The sequence below is a fragment of the Cryobacterium sp. MDB1-18-1 genome (genome assembly GCF_004402735.1).
GTDB classification, from domain to species: domain Bacteria; phylum Actinomycetota; class Actinomycetes; order Actinomycetales; family Microbacteriaceae; genus Cryobacterium; species Cryobacterium glucosi.
In genome coordinates, this window is sequence record NZ_SOFR01000029.1 from 1 (window position 1) to 16,441 (window position 16,441).

At 69.7% G+C, this 16,441-nt stretch carries 16 protein-coding genes and 1 rRNA gene; 7 read left to right on the plus strand and 10 right to left on the minus strand.

What is annotated here, in order from left to right:
• The 3 genes from E3O50_RS07475 to E3O50_RS07485 all read right to left on the minus strand — a co-directional run.
• Positions 1-298 (minus strand): 16S ribosomal RNA (locus E3O50_RS07475); the annotation flags it as partial.
• Between the two features lie 804 nt (positions 299-1,102).
• Positions 1,103-2,602, minus strand: coding sequence for an adenosylhomocysteinase (gene ahcY, locus E3O50_RS07480; protein WP_134449012.1), 1,500 nt, complete (start codon positions 2,600-2,602; stop codon positions 1,103-1,105).
• Positions 2,603-2,680: 78 nt separating this feature from the next.
• Positions 2,681-2,923: a DUF3499 family protein gene (locus E3O50_RS07485; protein ID WP_134449013.1), complete on the minus strand. Its 243-nt coding sequence runs from the start codon at positions 2,921-2,923 to the stop codon at positions 2,681-2,683.
• Positions 2,924-2,968: 45 nt separating this feature from the next.
• On the opposite strand from E3O50_RS07485, the gene E3O50_RS07490 reads away from it, so the two are divergent.
• Both E3O50_RS07490 and E3O50_RS07495 read left to right on the plus strand, forming a co-directional pair.
• Positions 2,969-3,421 carry a metallopeptidase family protein gene (locus tag E3O50_RS07490; protein ID WP_134449014.1) on the plus strand — a complete coding sequence of 151 codons (453 nt, stop codon included), beginning with the start codon at positions 2,969-2,971 and terminating at the stop codon, positions 3,419-3,421.
• Between the two features lie 136 nt (positions 3,422-3,557).
• Entirely contained in the window at positions 3,558-4,232 is a 675-nt protein-coding gene (locus E3O50_RS07495) for a hypothetical protein (protein ID WP_134449015.1), read from the plus strand.
• 132 nt (positions 4,233-4,364) lie between these two features.
• On the opposite strand, the gene E3O50_RS07500 is transcribed toward E3O50_RS07495, so the two are convergent.
• Complete coding sequence (locus E3O50_RS07500) at positions 4,365-5,765, minus strand: glycosyltransferase family 87 protein (RefSeq protein WP_134449016.1); 1,401 nt, start codon at positions 5,763-5,765, stop codon at positions 4,365-4,367.
• A gap of 144 nt (positions 5,766-5,909) precedes the next feature.
• On the opposite strand from E3O50_RS07500, the gene E3O50_RS07505 reads away from it, so the two are divergent.
• Entirely contained in the window at positions 5,910-7,274 is a 1,365-nt protein-coding gene (locus E3O50_RS07505) for a molybdopterin-dependent oxidoreductase (RefSeq protein ID WP_241975482.1), read from the plus strand.
• The gene (locus E3O50_RS07510) at positions 7,271-7,768 is read left to right on the plus strand and encodes a hypothetical protein (RefSeq protein WP_134449018.1); all 498 of its coding nucleotides are present in this window, start codon (positions 7,271-7,273) and stop codon (positions 7,766-7,768) included. Before E3O50_RS07505 ends, E3O50_RS07510 begins: the two co-directional genes overlap by 4 nt.
• 152 nt (positions 7,769-7,920) lie before the next feature.
• On the opposite strand, the gene E3O50_RS07515 is transcribed toward E3O50_RS07510, so the two are convergent.
• From E3O50_RS07515 to E3O50_RS07525, 3 genes are read right to left on the minus strand one after another with little or no spacing between them, the layout of a single operon-like run.
• Positions 7,921-8,679, minus strand: coding sequence for a methyltransferase domain-containing protein (locus E3O50_RS07515; RefSeq protein WP_134449019.1), 759 nt, complete (start codon positions 8,677-8,679; stop codon positions 7,921-7,923).
• Positions 8,676-9,422 carry a DUF2064 domain-containing protein gene (locus E3O50_RS07520; protein ID WP_134449020.1) on the minus strand — a complete coding sequence of 249 codons (747 nt, stop codon included), beginning with the start codon at positions 9,420-9,422 and terminating at the stop codon, positions 8,676-8,678. The genes E3O50_RS07515 and E3O50_RS07520 overlap by 4 nt, the downstream gene beginning before the upstream one ends.
• Entirely contained in the window at positions 9,419-10,087 is a 669-nt protein-coding gene (locus E3O50_RS07525) for a glycosyltransferase family 2 protein (protein WP_134449021.1), read from the minus strand. Before E3O50_RS07525 ends, E3O50_RS07520 begins: the two co-directional genes overlap by 4 nt.
• Positions 10,088-10,207: 120 nt before the next feature.
• Between E3O50_RS07525 and E3O50_RS07530 the strand changes: the two genes are divergently transcribed.
• Positions 10,208-11,053, plus strand: coding sequence for a response regulator transcription factor (locus tag E3O50_RS07530; RefSeq protein ID WP_198413662.1), 846 nt, complete (start codon positions 10,208-10,210; stop codon positions 11,051-11,053).
• Complete coding sequence (locus E3O50_RS07535) at positions 11,050-12,189, plus strand: HAMP domain-containing sensor histidine kinase (protein ID WP_134449022.1); 1,140 nt, start codon at positions 11,050-11,052, stop codon at positions 12,187-12,189. Before E3O50_RS07530 ends, E3O50_RS07535 begins: the two co-directional genes overlap by 4 nt.
• Here E3O50_RS07535 and E3O50_RS07540 read toward each other — a convergent pair.
• Positions 12,186-12,782 (minus strand): TetR/AcrR family transcriptional regulator, encoded by a 597-nt coding sequence (locus E3O50_RS07540; protein ID WP_134449023.1) that lies wholly within the window; start codon positions 12,780-12,782, stop codon positions 12,186-12,188. The genes E3O50_RS07535 and E3O50_RS07540 overlap by 4 nt on opposite strands.
• A gap of 66 nt (positions 12,783-12,848) precedes the next feature.
• On the opposite strand from E3O50_RS07540, the gene E3O50_RS07545 reads away from it, so the two are divergent.
• Positions 12,849-14,306 (plus strand): MDR family MFS transporter, encoded by a 1,458-nt coding sequence (locus E3O50_RS07545; RefSeq protein ID WP_134449024.1) that lies wholly within the window; start codon positions 12,849-12,851, stop codon positions 14,304-14,306.
• On the opposite strand, the gene E3O50_RS07550 is transcribed toward E3O50_RS07545, so the two are convergent.
• Positions 14,242-15,306, minus strand: a complete 1,065-nt coding sequence (locus tag E3O50_RS07550; RefSeq protein ID WP_134560435.1) for an NAD-dependent epimerase/dehydratase family protein — start codon at positions 15,304-15,306, stop codon at positions 14,242-14,244. The genes E3O50_RS07545 and E3O50_RS07550 overlap by 65 nt on opposite strands.
• Positions 15,303-16,397 (minus strand): MTAP family purine nucleoside phosphorylase, encoded by a 1,095-nt coding sequence (locus E3O50_RS07555; RefSeq protein WP_241975480.1) that lies wholly within the window; start codon positions 16,395-16,397, stop codon positions 15,303-15,305. Before E3O50_RS07555 ends, E3O50_RS07550 begins: the two co-directional genes overlap by 4 nt.
• Positions 16,398-16,441: the final 44 nt, after the last annotated feature.

A 16,441-nucleotide genomic window follows, 5' to 3' on the forward strand; every position in this document is an offset into this window, starting at 1 on the left:
CCCTCTCAGGCCGGCTACCCGTCGTCGCCTTGGTGAGCCATTACCTCACCAACTAGCTGATAGGCCGCGAGCTCATCCCTGACCAAAATTCTTTCCACCAAAGAAGATGCCTTCCAAGGTCGTATCCGGTATTAGACGTCGTTTCCAACGCTTATCCCAGAGTCAAGGGCAGATTGCTCACGTGTTACTCACCCGTTCGCCACTAATCCGAAGAGCAAGCTCTCCATCATCGTTCGACTTGCATGTGTTAAGCACGCCGCCAGCGTTCGTCCTGAGCCAGGATCAAACTCTCCGTAAATGTTTGATTGCACAAGACCCGAAAGCCCCGGCACATCTAGTGTGACTGACCGCCGGAATGGGCGGACCAGACACAAGTTTGAAACTGACAGAACAAATCATTACTGACTTGCTTTGTTGTTATAAATGTTTTCCAAAGGAATCTCCTGGCCCTTCACCGCTAGAAACGGATCCAAACCACGAGGTTTTTGGCATTTGACATTGTGCACGCTGTTGAGTTCTCAAGGATCGGACGCACCCGGCTTCAGGCCACACCGTAACCGGCTTAGTGGCTGTCGCTCCGAGGCAACTTGTCTAACTTACCGATCCGATCAGTCCCTGTCAAATCCGGTGAATCCCGCCCTCCGAGCACGCCAAAGCGAACTAGAAACACCGAACACCGACCCGACAAGCAACCGAAAGGAAGGAGAGTTACCAGCCTAGACCTCCCACACCGGTTACCCCAGCAAAGGGGACAAACAAGGCGAAGAAGATAAAAACTGTGGTCCCACGTGAGGCCGGAAAGCACTGCGGCTTTTCCGCACCTTTGGGGTACATGAAGACATTACGTGCCCCCACCACCCCCGTCAAAACCCGGACCACCCCGGGCGTGTCACGCCCCCGATGCCCGCCCACGAGCATCCGCGAGAGTACACATTTGGCCCTTAAACCCGCGGTTTAAGGGCCAAAAGTGCGCTCTCGCGGCACGAAAGAAGCCCACCCGACTGCGGGCGGGCGGCGGGCGGGGACGCCGGCGGATACGACAGAGCGCCCGCAACCGCCGCAGGAGCGGTGGATGCGGGCGCTCTGAAACACGGCGTGCGGGTCAGTAGCGGTACTGGTCGACCTTGTATGGGCCGTCGATGGGCACGCCGATGTAGGCGGACTGCTCGGGGCTCAGCACGGTGAGTTCGACGCCGAGGGCGTCGAGGTGCAGCCGGGCGACCTTCTCGTCGAGGTGCTTCGGCAGCACGTACACGCCGACCGGGTACTTCTCCGGGTAGCAGTACAGCTCGATCTGGGCGAGCACCTGGTTCGTGAAGGAGTTGCTCATCACGAAGGAGGGGTGTCCGGTCGCGTTGCCGAGGTTCATCAGGCGCCCCTCGGAGAGCACGAGGATGCTGCGCCCGCTCGGCAGGTGCCACTCGTCGACCTGCGGCTTGATCTCCACCCGTACGGCGCCTTCGAGGGTCTCGAGCGCGGCCATGTCGATCTCGTTGTCGAAGTGGCCGACGTTCGCGATGATCGCGAGGTGCTTCATCTTGAGCATGTGCTCGGTGCGGATGACGTTGAAGTTGCCGGTGCCGCTCACGAAGATGTCGACCTGCTCGACGACCGACTCCAGCCGGGCGACCTGGAAGCCGTCCATCGCGGCCTGCAGGGCGTTGATCGGGTCGATCTCGCTTACGATCACGCGAGCGCCCTGGCCGCGCAGGGCCTCGGCCGCACCCTTGCCCACGTCGCCGTATCCGGCGACGAAGACGACCTTGCCTCCGATGAGCACGTCGGTCGCCCGGTTGAGCCCGTCGGGCAGGGAGTGGCGGATGCCGTACTTATTGTCGAACTTCGACTTCGTCACCGAGTCGTTCACATTGATCGCGGGGAAGAGCAGTTCGTGGGCGCTGGCCAGTTCGTACAGGCGGTGGACGCCCGTCGTGGTCTCCTCGGTCACGCCGGCGAGACCGGCGGCGATCTCGGTCCAGCGGTTGGAAGATTCCGCGAGCGAGTGACGGAGGACGTCCAGTACCACCCGGTACTCATGGCTGTCGGACGCGGTCGCCTCGGGGACGGCGCCGGCAAGTTCGAATTCGCGGCCCTTGTGCACGAGCATCGTGGCGTCGCCGCCGTCGTCGAGGATCATGTTCGGTCCGGCCCAGGTCTCCCCCGCCGCCGCGGCCTCGATGCTCCAGTCGAAGATCTGCTGGGTGCACCACCAGTAGTCCTCGAGCGATTCACCCTTCCAGGCGAAGACGGGAACGCCGGCCGGGTTCTCCGGGGTCCCGGTCGGGCCGACCGCGATGGCCGCGGCGGCGTCGTCCTGGGTGGAGAAGATGTTGCAGCTCGCCCAGCGCACCTGCGCGCCGAGGGCCACGAGGGTCTCGATGAGGACGGCGGTCTGCACGGTCATGTGCAGGGACCCTGCGATGCGTGCGCCGGTGAGCGGCTTCGATTCGCCGAATTCGGCGCGGAGGGCCATCAGGCCGGGCATCTCGTTCTCGGCGAGACGCAACTGGTGCCGGCCCGCCTCGGCGAGCTGCGGGTCGGCGATCTTGAAGATGGGCGCGAGCGAGGGCGCGGTGGATACAGGGGACGAGGCGACAGTCATGCGACCATCATGCCATTCCCTGCGCCGCCCCGGCTGGGTGTGTCCCACGGCCGGGGTTCGCCCTCGCCCGCCCGGGGTTCAGGCGTCGGGGCCGCCCGGGGTGTCCGCTTCGCTCATCGCGCCCATCGTGCTGAGCCGGATGAGCTGCCAGCCGTGCGGGACGCTTGTCAGGCGGGCGTGCCGGTCGCAGAGGTCGAAGGCGTGCGGTTCACGCTCGATCGAAAGCGGGCCGAGCACGGCCATGGAGTCGCCGTAGTCGAAGGTGAGCGTCGCGACGGACTCGTCCGGACAGGCGACGCGGGAGCAAGGGCGGAATGACATTACCGTTCAGGCTACCCGCGTCGGCGCCAGAAGTAAGATGAAGGCATGTCCCGATCCCGTCGATCTGCCGCGCCGCCGCCCGCGCCGATGCAGCGCGGAAGCGGGCGCGATCGGCACGGGCGCGGCATCCGCAGCTCGGCGACGGGGCCGTTCCTGCCGCCGCTGAACACCCGGATCGACCTGTTCGACATGACCGTCGCCTCGACCGTCGACTACCTGCGTTCGGTCTGGCCGGACCAGCTCGCCGACGTGGCCTTCGAGGTCGCGGCAGGCCCCTATTCTGTCGTTCCGGGCGTCGGCGTCGAACGCTGGGCCGTTCACGCCGCCGAGCGGCGCATCGTGTTCTACCGGCTGCCGATCCAGCGCCTCACCCGGCTGCACCGCAATGACGACCTGCACCGCCGCATGGTGATCGAGAGCTGCGTCTTCCGCGCGATCGCCGAGCTGCTCGGCAAGGATCCCTGGGACCTCGCGCCCGATCGCTTCCGGCACTTCTAACAGCACCACTTCTCACAGTGAATGCGGGTGAGCGGATGCCGCCCAAAAAGTAATTCCAAACCGATTCCGTGTCGGGGCCGAACCATTGTCAGCACCACAGACAACCACTTCCCCCACAGACACGAAGGATCACATCATGCGCACTTTCCAGAAGGCAACCATCAGCTTCGCCGCAGCAGCCCTCCTCCTCGGAGGCCTCGCCGCCTGCTCCAGCACCGCGACCGCAGGCTCCGCGGCGTCGACTCCCTCCGCAACCTCCTCGTCCGCTCCGACGCCCGTCGCCTCGATCCCCTCCCTCAAGGGCGTCGACACGGCCGTTCTCCTCGACGGCGACTTCGCCGCGGCGCTCACGAGCCTCGGCCTGACCCCCGGCACCGTCGGCACCGCCACCCTCACCGATGGCAGCCTGCACTTCCCGATCACCGGCGGAAACGTGGACTACTACGACCCCGCACAGAGCTACCGCCCGTTCGTCCAGGGTTCGATCAAGCACGAGGGTTCCGGCTTCTCGCTCACGGCCGGCTCGACCGTCGTCGAACTGACCAACTTCACGATCGACCCCGGCACCTCGAAGCTCTTCGGTGACGTGTCGGTCAACGGCACCTCCGCCGCCACCCAGGTCCTCCTGTTCGACCTCTACGGCGGAACCCTGAAGCCGCTGCAGATGGACGGCGACAACGCGATCCTCGAGGGCACGACCGTGCACATCTCGTCCGTCGCCGCCGGCCTGCTCAACAAGACCTTCGGAACCGACGCCGTCAAGGACCAGCTCCTCGTCGGCATCGCGAAGATCACCGTCGCCACCAAGTAACACCGCTCGAAGCGGGCCCGACCGGCCCGGTTGAATTGCGGACAGAGCACCTTCGTCGACACGACGAAGGTGCTCTGTCCGCAATTCGGCGTTAACCGGACCGTTTCGGGGGCGGGGTGCGCTGGCGGATGCTCAGCGCGGGGGGCGCAGGAAGCGCACGGCGCGGAGGGGCGCACCGAGCATCCGCGCCCGCACGGCTGGGTCGAGCCGGACGGCCGACCCGGCGAGAACGATGACGAGCGCAGCCGTGATCGCCCAGGTCAGCTCGAGCGAAGGCAGGATCTGCCGCAGTGTGAGCGCGAGCGGGATGGCGAGCCACTCCCAGCGACCGCTGAGCGCCACGAACGGCAGCAGCAGCAGCGCGTACCACGGGTACCGCGGGCTCAGGATGAGCAGGGTGCTGCCGATCATCACGAGCTGGCCGAGCCAGGGCCGATCGGGATCGGTCTTCCAGAACACGAGCGCCGCAATGATCACGAGCAGGCCGCCGGCAACGAAGACCGCGGCACCGCCGGGGGCCACGAGCGAGACGAGCGCAAAGCGTTTGCCGTTGTCGTAGCCCTCCTCGCTGAGATAGCCGGGCAGGTAGCCGAGCACGCCGATCCCGGTCGTGAGAACGTACGGCACGTAGAGCGCGAAGAACGTGACGACCGCGGCGAGGCCGACCTTCCAGCCCTGCCTGCGGAGCATCGCCGGGGCCGCGATCACGGGGACGAGCTTCACGGCGATCGCGATCCCGAGGGCGATGCCGCCCCGCCAATACCGCGCCCGGGTGACGAGAAGCGCCGCGGCGAGGGTGAACACCACGCCGAGCAGGTCGACGTGCGAATTCGTGATCGCCTCTGAGGCCACGAGCGGGCACCACGCCCAGTACGCGGCGTACCGCGGGTCGATGCCGCGGCGCCGCATCCCGGCGAGAAGGAGCACGGTCGTTCCGAGGCTGAGCACCAGCCCGCCGAGTTGCAGCGGCCAGTATGTCGCCGTCGGCGGCACCAGGAAGCGGATGCCCGCAAAGTAGAGCTCCGCCGCCGGCGGGTAGATCGTCGGGACGGTCGGCCGGTTGAGCGCGGTGCAGAGCACGGCGTCCGAGGCAGTCTTGTGCGTCACCACGATGCGCCGGCCCTGGCAGGTCTCCGGGACCGTGCCCGACGGCACCGTCGCCGGGAACAACCACTCCGGGCGAAGGGAGTCGAGCCGGTCGTCGGCCGGGACGTAGGCGTACGGCGAGATGCCGGCGTTCTGCACGATGCCGTCCCAGGCATACCGTGCCGAGTCCGTGCTCGTGTTCGGCGGCCCGATCATCGCCGCGACCCCGATGCCGAGCGACCCGGCGAGCACGAGCACCACCACGGCGCGCCCCCGGACCCGCCGCAGCAGGAAGACGGCCGCTGCGAACAGCGCCCAGAGCACCCCGGTGCAGACCAGGAGGGGGACCGTGTCCCGCGTCGGTTGGAAGAGCGAGAAGACCAGCACGCAGTACCCGGTCAGCGTCGCACTCGCGGCCAGGAGGAGGGAGATGATCGTAATGCGCACGAGGCCATCCTGTCGGAGTTCCGCGGCGAGCGCCGCCGAATCCCGGTTCGGAGAGCCGAACGGACCCGCCCCGTCACGGAACCGTAAGGTGTAGACCCGCCCGCGGGCATCCGCTGGATGGTGCAATGGAACATGCGCCAAGTGATGTACGAAGCCCAGCGAGCACTGGCCTCCCCCGTGCGAAACCCGCGGATGGCGACCGTGATCGGTCGACTGCTCGGGCTCGCCTTCGTGCTGTGCTTCGGCACCGGGCTGTACAGCCACTTTCTGCAGGAGCCGCTGCCGGGCATGCACTTCGCGACCCGGCCGGAGCTGCTCTACCAGTTCACCCAGGGCACCCACATCATCGCGGGCATCGCCTGCTTCCCGCTGCTGCTCGCGAAGCTGTTCATCGTCTTCCCCGACCTGTTCCAGCAGCCGCCGGTGAAATCGTTCCTCAATTTCCTCGAACGCGCGTCGATCGCCCTGTTCGTGGGCGCCTCGCTCGTGCAGATCACGATCGGCCTGCTCAACACCTACCAGTGGTACCCGTGGCCGTTCCCGTTCCGGGAGACGCACTTCGCGCTCGGCTGGGTGCTGATCGGATCGCTCGCCCTGCACATCGGCATCAAGCTGCCGATCATTGCCCGGGTCTGGCGCAAAGAGGCCGACGATGGCTCCGGCGACGACGACCACCTGACGGATGCCGTCGCCCGCGACCGCACGGCGACGCCGGAGGCCGTTCGCCTGTTCGGCTCGAGCCGGCCGACCGGGGTCACCGGCCGGCTGCTCGCCTGGATCGACGCGACACCGGACCTTCGGGCGGACGCCACTGCGGCACGCGCGCCGTCAGGGCTCGACACAGGATCCGCCTCAGCTTCCCGGGACGACACGGCCGACGCGGAAGAAGCAGCGCGCACGGCTCACACGCGCCTCAGTCGGCGCGGCTTCCTCACCACGGTCGGGGTGAGCGTCGGCACGGTCGTCGTGCTGACCGCCGGGCAGACGGTCGCCCCGCTCGACGCGGTCAATGCCTTCGCACCGCGGAAGAAGGGCGTCGGTCAACAGGGGGTGCCGGTCAATCGCACCTCGAAGCAGGCGGACGTGGCCGCGGATGCCCTCGCGGCCGGCTGGGTACTGACGGTGGCGCACGCCGGGGTGGAGCGCAGCTTCAGCCGGTCCGAACTCCTCGCCATGCCCCAGACCGAGGTCGATCTGCCGATCGCCTGCGTCGAGGGCTGGAGCCAGCTGGCGCGGTGGCGCGGGGTTCGCCTGAGCGATCTGGCCGATCTGGTGTCGGCGGATGCCGCGGCATCCTTTCGCCTGACCAGCCTCGAGAAGAAGGGCGCGTACCGCCAGACCACGATGGGGTCGGAGTACGTGCGCGACCAGCTCACTCTCGTCGCTCTCGAGCTCAACGGGGAGACCCTCGACCTCGAGCACGGTTACCCGGCCCGGATGATCGCCCCCGGGCGGCCCGGGGTGCTGCAAACCAAATGGCTGAGCCGGATCGAGGCGATGGACGTATGAGTACCGCACGCACTGCAGGAAACCGAAGCGTCGAAGCATCCGGATCGGGCGAACTGGGGCCGGCCCTCCGCGTCACGCGGATCGTGCTGATCACGCTCGGCCTCGCTGGTCTCGCCTGGGGCGCCTATGTACTGTTCGACAGCGTGAAGCCCGCGCGGATTCCCGGTATCGCCCTGTGGATGGGCGCGGCGATCGTGTTGCACGACGGGGTGATCTCGCCGCTCGTGTTCTTCTGCGGGATCCTGCTGCGCCGGGCCGGGCACCGAATCAGCGGAACGGTCATCCTCGTCGTGCAGGGGGCGATTGTGGTCGGCTCCGTCATGAGCCTGATCGTGGTGCCGTTGCTGATCGCGCAGTCGCGCGGCACCGGCAACCCGACGGTGTTGCCCCTCGACTACGGCGTGAACTTCGCCGTGTTCTGGGCAGCTGTCGCCGTCGTCACCGCGGCCGTGTCGTTCGGCCTCTACGCGCGGGGCCGGCGCCGGCTGCGCTGACCCGCGTCGCGCGAGAACCGTAAGGTCGGAGAAATTCGCGACACACGTCATCCGCTGCCGGAGGTGACGGCGTGTCGCGAAAAACTCCGACTTCACGCCGATCGAGACGACGGGCGAATGCCCGGTTGCGGGCGCGGGGCGAGCGCGGGGACTCAGGCGTGGAGGAGGCGGGCGAACCAGCGGCCATCCAGGCGCCAGTCGTGCGCGACCCGGAGCCCCGCGTCGGCGGCATGGCCGGCGAGGGCGTCGACGCCGACCTCCGCCCAGGGGAAGACGTCGCTGAGGAGGCCGGAGGCATCCTCGAGCCGGCCCTCGTAGCGTTCATTGCGCGCCGGGTCGTGGCTGACCTCGACGAGGAGCGCGCCCCGGGGCGCGAGAAGTTCGGCGCAGCGGGTCAGGAGCGCGGTCACGTCGCCGCCGATGCCGATGTTCCCGTCGACGAGGAGCGCGCCCGCCCAGCCGCCCTCGAGCGGCATCGGGTCGAAGACGCTGCGCTTGAGCACGCTGAGGCCGGCGTCGACGGCGATCCGTACGGCGGTCGGCGAAACGTCGATTCCAAGCGCGGACAGGCCGCGGTCCATCGCGGCACGCACCATCCGACCAGGGCCGCAGCCGATGTCGAGGACAGGACCGGTCAGGCCGTCGAGCAGGAGCTGGTCGGTGTCGTCGGCGTCGGCGCTCCACCGGGCGGCGTCCATGGTCGCGGCGGCGATGAGGCCGCCGTCCCGGGAACGGCGGAGGTAGAGAACGTTGTCGGCGTTGCGCAGCGCGGCCGCATAGGGTTCCGCCCCGCCGGCGCCGAAGGTCGCGGGGGCGAGGTCGAGGGCGGATGTCCGCTCGCCGGGGACGCGATCGAGGCGATCGGGTTCGAGGATGTCCCATTCGAGGATGCGGGCGGCCTGCGCATTCATGCGCGCACCGGAATTCCGGTGGCGACAGCGCCGGTCGCGTCGCGATCGGCGGGGCGGGCGTCCGTGCGGGCGGCCGTAGCGCCGGGGAGCAGTGCGGCGAGGGTACGTGCGAAGCGCCCATTCGGAACCGTGGCGGCGACGGAGTGCGCATCTGCGATCGTGTCGACATCGGTGAGCACGGGCAGGTGCCGCACCCGGAGGCCCGCCTCCTCCAAGCGATCGAGCTGCCGGGCCCCGGTGTCGTCCATCGACATCGCGACGCCGCGAATCAGGTCCCCGCGCCGGGAGTGACCGTTCCGGGAGTGACCGCGGCTCGACCCTCCGCGCGGCTCGGCGAGCGCGAGCGCCCAGAAGCCGCCGTCGTCCGCGAGGCCGAGCCAGGCATCCGTGTCGTCTGGCCAGTCGGTGAAGACCGGCGCGAGCAGCTCGGTGGTCACCTGCGGGGTGTCCATGCCGATCAGGACGGTCGGTTCGTCGAGCCCGTCGAAGATGGCGGCGAGGCGCTCGTCGAGACCGCCGGCGACCTGGGGCAGGATCTCGAACTCAGCGGCCAGGCGCGGCGGGGTGACCCCGTCGAAGGCGAGGATGCGGCGCGAGGCCGGGAGGGCGAGCGCTGCGGTCAGGGTGTCGTCGAGGCTCGCGGCGGCGAGCTCGGCGGCCTGCTCGAAGGAGAGCGCCGGGTGCAGGCGGGTCTTGACCCGGCCGGGCAGGCACTCTTTGGCGATCACGACGAGGGCCGTCATTTCCGGGCCTCGCGCAGCAGGGCGGACATGTCGCCGATCGCGGTCACGGTGCCGCGGATCGTTCCGGTCACTTTGCTGCGCCCGACCCGCGGCGAATAGGAGGAGTCGACCTCGCGGATGCTCCATCCCGCGTCGGACGCACGGAGGAACATCTCGAGCGGGTAGCCGCTGCGTCGGTCCTGGAGGTCGAGGGACAGCAGCGCCGGGCGCCGGGCGGCCCGCATGGGGCCGAGGTCATGTATGTTCACACCGGTTATTCGGCGCAGGCGCCAGGAAAGACTGGAATTGGCCAGGCGGGCGTGCAGTGGCCAGGATCCGCGGGTCGTGGGACGGCGGCGGCCGAGCACGAGGTCGGCGTCTCCGGCGAGGATCGGGCCGACGATGCGCGGAAGTTCGGCCGGGTCCATCGACGCGTCGGCGTCGCAGAACGCTACGATCGGGGCGGTCGCGGCAAGGAGCCCCGCGTGGGCGGCGGCGCCGAAGCCGCGGCGCTCCTCGTGCACGACGAGGGCGCCCGCCGCTGCGGCGATCTCGGCCGAGCCGTCGGTCGACCCGTTGTCGACGACGATCGCCCGGTAGCCCTCCGGCAGGCGCGACAGCACCCACGGCAGGGCGCCGGCCTCGTTGAGGCACGGGAGCACGAGGTCGACCTGGATCGGAGTCATCTTCCGACCCTAAAGGGGCGCCGACCCGGAACAGGGCCGAGAACATTACGGACTGAGGAAGAACACCGGGAGCAGCCCCGCGGCGTTTCCGGCCGGCCGGGGCCACCGTATCCTGAGACCGTGACAGCCCCTTCCACTCCCACCGCCCCGGTTCCCCCCGCTCCCCCTGAGGAACGGCGCATCCTCGTGGTCGACGACGACCCGACCGTGCTCGAGATCGTCTGCCGGTACCTCCGCGCCGCCGGGTTCCTGGTCGATGAGGCCCCGGACGGGCTGAGCGCGCTCCGCCTCGCCGAGGAGAAGCGGCCGCACCTCGTTGTCCTCGACCGGATGCTTCCGCTCCTGGACGGGATCGAGGTGTGCCGCCGGGTGCGCAGCACCTGGGCCATCCCCGTGATCATGCTCACCGCCCTCAACCAGGAGGACGACCGCATCGACGGCCTCGAGGCCGGTGCGGACGACTACCTCGCCAAACCGTTCTCGCCGCGCGAGCTCGTGCTGCGGGTGCAGGCCGTGTTGCGGCGCACCGGCCAGGCCGCAGCCCAGGCTGCCGCGCAATCGGCCGGGCAGGGCGCGGGCGGGGCATCGGGCCTGCCGACCGTGCCGCTCGCGATCGGCGACTTCACCCTCGACACCGCCGCACACGAGCTGCGCCTGCACGGAACGCCGCTCGTGCTCACGGTGCGCGAGTTCGACCTGCTCTCCTACCTGCTCCGGCACCCGCACACGGTCCTCGGCCGGGAGGACCTGCTCCGCTCGGTGTGGGGGTGGGAATTCGGCGACCTCTCGACCGTGACCGTGCATGTGCGGAGGCTGCGGGAGAAGATCGAGGCCGACCCGGCGCATCCGCTGCTGTTGCAGACGGTGTGGGGCGTCGGCTACCGGTTCGACCCTGTCCCGCTCGGCCCGTCGGGAACCCGCGGCGCACCGGATTCCGCGACCGCAGAAGACCGGACGATCTCGTGACGACCGAGGTGCTCGTCATCGTCGCGCTCAACGCCCTTGCGTGCGCGGTCGTCACCGGCGCGCTCGGCCTGCTCGCGCTGCGGATGATGAAGCGGTCCTCGTTCGTGGTCCAGCTCATGCTCGTCGCCCTCGCGGCGATCGTCTCCGTCGTCGGGGGGATGTCGGCGGTCGCCACCCAGATGTACGTCTCGACCCACGACCTCGGCGTCTTCTACTCGGTCGCCGCAGTCGCCGGGCTCGTGTCGCTCGTGATGGCCGCGCTTCTCGGACGCACCCTCGTGCGCGACAGCAGGCACCTGCGCAGCGCGGCCGAACGCCTCGGCCGCGGCGAATCGGTCGCGGCCGACGGCGACGCCGCCGCCCCGCGGCACAGCACGACCGAGTTCAGCGACCTCGCCGGGGAACTCGCCGCGACGGGGGCCCGCCTCGCCGAGTCCCGGGCTCGCGAACGACGCGTGGAGGAATCCCGGCGCGAACTGATCGCGTGGATCTCGCACGACCTGCGGACGCCGCTCGCCGGCATCCGCGCCATGGCGGAGGCGCTCGAGGACGGGATGGTCGAGGACCCCGCCCGGTATTACCCGCGGATGCGCGACCAGGTCGACCGGTTGAGCGGGATGGTCGACGACCTCTTCGAACTGTCGCGGATCCATTCAGGGACGCTGCGCCTCGCGCTCGAGCCGGTCGCGCTCTACGACCTGATCAGTGACACCGTCGCGGGCTTCGGACCCGTAGCGCACGCGAAGTCCCTCGACCTGCGATTCGCCGGCGAGACGGGGCTGACGGTCCTTGCCGATCCGCGCGAACTGTCCCGCGTTGTCGGGAACCTCGTGATGAATGCGATCCAGCATTCGCCGTCCGGGAGCCCGATCACGGTGTCGGTGCGCGAACGGGGGGACGGCGGGGCCGTGATCTCCGTCGAGGACGCGGCAGGCGGCATCCCGGAACAGGACATCGACCGGGTGTTCGAGGCCGGCTGGCGGGCGAGCGAGCCGCGCACCCCCGGCGGGGCTGGACTCGGCCTCGCCATCGTGCAGGGCATCGTCACAGCGCACCAGGGCGAGGTGATCGTGCAGAACGTGCCGAACGGATGCCGTTTCGACGTGTTGCTGCCGCGGCGCGCGGTCGCCGTCTAGGCCAGCACGAGCGGGAGGAAGATCGTGTCGACGATCTCCAGGATGGTCTCCTCCGGCACGGCGGAGTGCGTCATCAGGACCTCGTGCCGGAACAGGTCGACGGGAAGGTTCCTGATCCTCGGGGTCAGCCTCGAGGCATCGATCTCGCCGCGCTCGAGTGCCCGGGCGATCACGCCGTCCATGATCGGGCCCTGGCCACCGGAGATCGATTCCCGGAGGTCGGCCAGGCTCGTCCCGGTGGCGCGGTAGTAGTCGGCGAGGGACACGACAAGCTGCGTCGCGATCCGGACGCGGCGCTCGTTCGCTTGCCGGAGGAGCGCGATCACGTCCCCGCGCAGGCTTCCGGTGTCCTTCACCTCGATCGGGTCCTGCGCAACGACGTGAACGATGGCCGCGCGGGCCAGCTCCGGCTTGCCCGGCCAGCGCCGGTAAAGCACGGCGCGGCTCGTCCCTGCGCGGGTGGCGACGGCGTCGATCGTGAAACTCTCGTAGCCACGCTCGGTCAGCTCGGCCCACGCCGCGTCGAGCAGGGCGCCCTCGAGCGCGGGTCCGCGGCGGCGCGTGCGGGCGTCATCCTGGCCACTAAGAGACATTGCGTATCCTAAACTCCTCGTCTATGCTTCGAATCATTCGATACACACTGTACCTTATGAGGAGCCATGGCTGAGATGGAGACGTTGGATCCGGTCCTGCGGCGGACCGCGATCGCCGTTGTCGTCGGGGCGCTCGCGGTGGTGTTCGACACCACGATCGTCAGTATCGCCCTCCGCACGCTCGCGACGGAGCTGAACACGACCGTCGACGTCATCCAATGGGTGACGACGGGCTACCTGCTCGCCCTCGGCGTCGCCATCCCGCTTGTCGGCTGGGCGCAGAGCCGGATCGGTGGGAAGCGCCTCTGGATCGCGGCCCTGTCGCTCTTCCTGGTCGCGTCCGTCCTGTGCAGCCTCGCCGGGGACCCGCAGAGCCTGATCGCCTCCCGCATAGTGCAGGGCCTCGGCGGCGGCGCACTCCTGCCGCTGTCGTCGACCCTCGTGATCCAGGCCGCCCAGGGCCGGAACCTCGGCCGGGTGATGGCGACGCTGAGCCTGCCCGCTGTGCTCGGCCCGATTCTCGGTCCCGTCCTCGGCGGCCTGATCCTGAACACCCTCGACTGGCGCTGGCTGTTCTGGGTGAACGTCCCGTTCTGCGTGGTCGGGCTCATCCTCGCCACGCTCCTGCTCCCGAAGGATGAGCCCGCCAGGCCGGTGCGGCTCGACGTCGTCGGCCTCCTGCTGCTCTCGCCCAGCATCGTCTGGCTACTCTTCGGCCTCTCCAACGGCGCCAAGGACGGCGGATTTGGCCGTGCCGACGTCGTCTTGCCTCTGATCTTCGGCGCTGCCCTCCTCACAGGATTCGTCGCCTGGGCGATCCGGCGCCCGGGCACAGCCCTCATCGACGTGCGCCTCCTGACGCACCGCCCCCTCGCGACCTCCTCCGCCCTGCTGTTCCTGACCGGCGTCTCGCTCTACGGCGCCATGCTCCTGCTTCCGCTGTACTGGCAGGAGGTGCGCGGCTTCGACCCACTCGGCGCCGGCCTGCTCCTCATCTCGCAGGGCGTGGGGACCTTCCTCAGCCGGTCGTCCGCCGGTCGTCTCACCGACCGGTTCGGTGCCCGTTGGGTCTCCGTGGCCGGCTTCGCGATCGTCGGCGTCGGAACGCTCCCGTTCGCCGTCGCGACCGCGTCGACGAACGAGTGGATGCTGATGGCCGCGTTGCTCGTGCGCGGTTTCGGACTCGGGGCGGTCACGATCCCCCTGATGGCAGGCGGGTTTGTCGGGCTCGAACGGGCCGAGGTCCCGCACGCGAGCGTCATCACCCGGATCGCGACCCAGGTCGGCGGGTCCTTCGGGGTCGCCGTGCTCGCAGTGATCCTGCACGCCCGGGTCGTGGGCGGCGCCGACCTCGCCACGGCCTTCGACCAGGCGTTCTGGTGGGCCGTCGGCTTCACCGGGCTCGGAGTCGCGCTCTCGTTCCTGTTGCCGTCCCGGCAGGGACCCCCTCCGGAACGCGTCAGCGGCGGACGGCAGCCCGGAGCGGAGCGGTCGCGAAGGCGCGCATGCCGTCCGCGAAGGTGACGGCGGGCATCCAGCCGAGCTCGGTGCGCAGCCGCTCGGAGGACGCGGTGATGTGCCGCACGTCACCGAGCCGGTACTCCCCCGTCGTGACGGGGTCGGGGCCGTCGGCCGCGCGGCTGAGCGCCCCGGCCATGTCCCCGATCGAGTGTACGACCCCCGAGCCCACGTTGAACGCCCGGAACAGGGCGGCGGGGGCGTCCGCGGTGTGCTCGAGGGCGGCCAGGTTGGCGGATGCGACGTCGGCGACGTGCACGAAGTCGCGGCGCTGCCTGCCATCCTCGAAGACGCGCGGTGCCTCTCCGCGTTCGAGGGCCGACCGGAACAGGGACGCGACCCCGGCGTACGGCGTGTTCTGCGGCATCCCCGGCCCGTAGACGTTGTGGTACCGGAGGGCGAGCGCGCGCCCGCCCGTCGAGCGGGCCCAGCTGCTCGCGAGGTACTCCTGGCCGAGCTTGCTCGAGGCGTAGACGTTGCGGGGGTCGAGCGGGTCGTCCTCGGTGACGAGCAGCGGTTCGAGGGGCTCTCCGGTTTCCGGGTCGAGCGGGTCGAACCGGCCGGCGGCGAGGTCGGCCTCCTGGCGCGGGCCGGGCCGGGTGAAGCCGTGCGGGCCGCGGTAGCTGCCCTCGCCGTAGACGACCATGGAGGAGGCGAGCACGAGCCGGTCGATGCCCGCGGTGGTCATGCCCGCGAGGAGCACGGCAGTGCCGACCTCGTTGCTGCGGACATAGTCCGGCGCGTCGGAGAAGGCGACGCCGAGCCCGACCTTCGCGGCCTGGTGGCAGACCGCGTCGACTCCGGAGAGGGCGAGGTCGACCGTCGCCGGGTCCGTCGTGTCGCCGACGAGGAGGTCGACCCGCGCGTCGATCGACGGCAAGCCGCCGTGCACGTCGGGGCGCAGAGAGTCGAGCACGCGCACGTTCCAGCCGCGCCCGAGCGCCTGGCTCACGATGACGCCGCCGATGAACCCGGCGCCGCCCGTGACGAGCAGCCGGGGGCTCACCGGGCGGGCCCGGGTTCGGTCGTCGGCGCGGGCACGGGAACGGGATGCGGAACCGGAGGAGGGCCAGGGGACGGCCGGGGATCCGGCGTCGGCACAGTGCCGGGCTCCGTTTCGGCGTCCGTTGCCGTCTCGGTCGAGAGCCGGGTGGGCTGCCCGGGCCGGACCGGTCGCACGGGCCGGTCGAGCACGGTCCGGACCAGCTCGGGATCGATCAGGGGCCGCGGGGCGTACCTGGCGGGAATGCCGCGGAGGATGCCGTCGATGGCCGCGAGGATCCGGGGCTGCGCCGCGGCCAGCCGAGAGAAGACGAGCTCGGCCGTGACGGCATCCGTCTCGGTAGTCCCGGGCAGGGCTGTCTCGGGCAGGTGCGCCTCGAGAGCGGATGCCGCCGCGTCCGCGCCGGGTTCGGCGGGGGCGAGTCCGGCGTCCGCATCGGTGACGAAGGAGAGGTTGACCGTTCCGATGCCCAGTTCGGATGCGAGGACGACCTCGGGGTACTGGGTCATGTTGACGATGTGGGCGCCGGCCGCACGGAACCAGAGCGACTCCGCCCGGGTGGAGAACCGGGGGCCCTGGATCACGACGACGGTCCCTGTGGGCGCGAACCGCTCGCCGAGTGCGTTCAGGGCGGCTACCGCGGTGCGTCGGAGCACCGGGTCGAAGGGGTCGGCAGCGGCGAGGTGCGCGACGACGCCTTCGTCGAAGAAGGTGTCGGCGCGGCCGCTCGTGCGGTCGATGAACTGGTCGGTGACGACGAGGAGCCCCGGCGGGTACTCAGGGCTGACGCCGCCGACGGCGGAGGATGAGATGATCGCGCGGACGCCGAGGGAGGCGAGCGCCCAGATATTGGCGCGGTAGTTGATCCGATGCGGCGCCTCGGTGTGCCCCGCTCCATGCCGGGGCAGGAATGCGACCCGACGTCCGGCGCGCTCGCCGACCGTGATCGGCGCAGAGGTCGGCCCGTACGGGGTGTCGACGGCGATCGAGGTGACGGTGCCGGCATCGAAGAGCCGGTACAGTCCGGATCCGCCGATCACCGCGATCTCCACCGGGGCATGTGCGAGTGGTTGCGCGGGAGTCTGCTCGGTCACTCTGTGCTCCTCGTTCGGCGGGCGGGGTGTCCAGTCTTGCATCC

Bases quoted from the DNA above. Each gene is read 5' to 3' on its own strand.
- ahcY (WP_134449012.1), bottom strand. From the start codon at position 2,602: ATGACTGTCGCCTCGTCCCCTGTATCCACCGCGCCCTCGCTCGCGCCC.
- E3O50_RS07485 (WP_134449013.1), bottom strand. From the start codon at position 2,923: ATGTCATTCCGCCCTTGCTCCCGCGTCGCCTGTCCGGACGAGTCCGTC.
- E3O50_RS07490 (WP_134449014.1), top strand. From the start codon at position 2,969: ATGTCCCGATCCCGTCGATCTGCCGCGCCGCCGCCCGCGCCGATGCAG.
- E3O50_RS07495 (WP_134449015.1), top strand. From the start codon at position 3,558: ATGCGCACTTTCCAGAAGGCAACCATCAGCTTCGCCGCAGCAGCCCTC.
- E3O50_RS07505 (WP_241975482.1), top strand. From the start codon at position 5,910: ATGTACGAAGCCCAGCGAGCACTGGCCTCCCCCGTGCGAAACCCGCGG.
- E3O50_RS07510 (WP_134449018.1), top strand. From the start codon at position 7,271: ATGAGTACCGCACGCACTGCAGGAAACCGAAGCGTCGAAGCATCCGGA.
- E3O50_RS07515 (WP_134449019.1), bottom strand. From the start codon at position 8,679: ATGAATGCGCAGGCCGCCCGCATCCTCGAATGGGACATCCTCGAACCC.
- E3O50_RS07520 (WP_134449020.1), bottom strand. From the start codon at position 9,422: ATGACGGCCCTCGTCGTGATCGCCAAAGAGTGCCTGCCCGGCCGGGTC.
- E3O50_RS07525 (WP_134449021.1), bottom strand. From the start codon at position 10,087: ATGACTCCGATCCAGGTCGACCTCGTGCTCCCGTGCCTCAACGAGGCC.
- E3O50_RS07540 (WP_134449023.1), bottom strand. From the start codon at position 12,782: ATGTCTCTTAGTGGCCAGGATGACGCCCGCACGCGCCGCCGCGGACCC.
- E3O50_RS07545 (WP_134449024.1), top strand. From the start codon at position 12,849: ATGGCTGAGATGGAGACGTTGGATCCGGTCCTGCGGCGGACCGCGATC.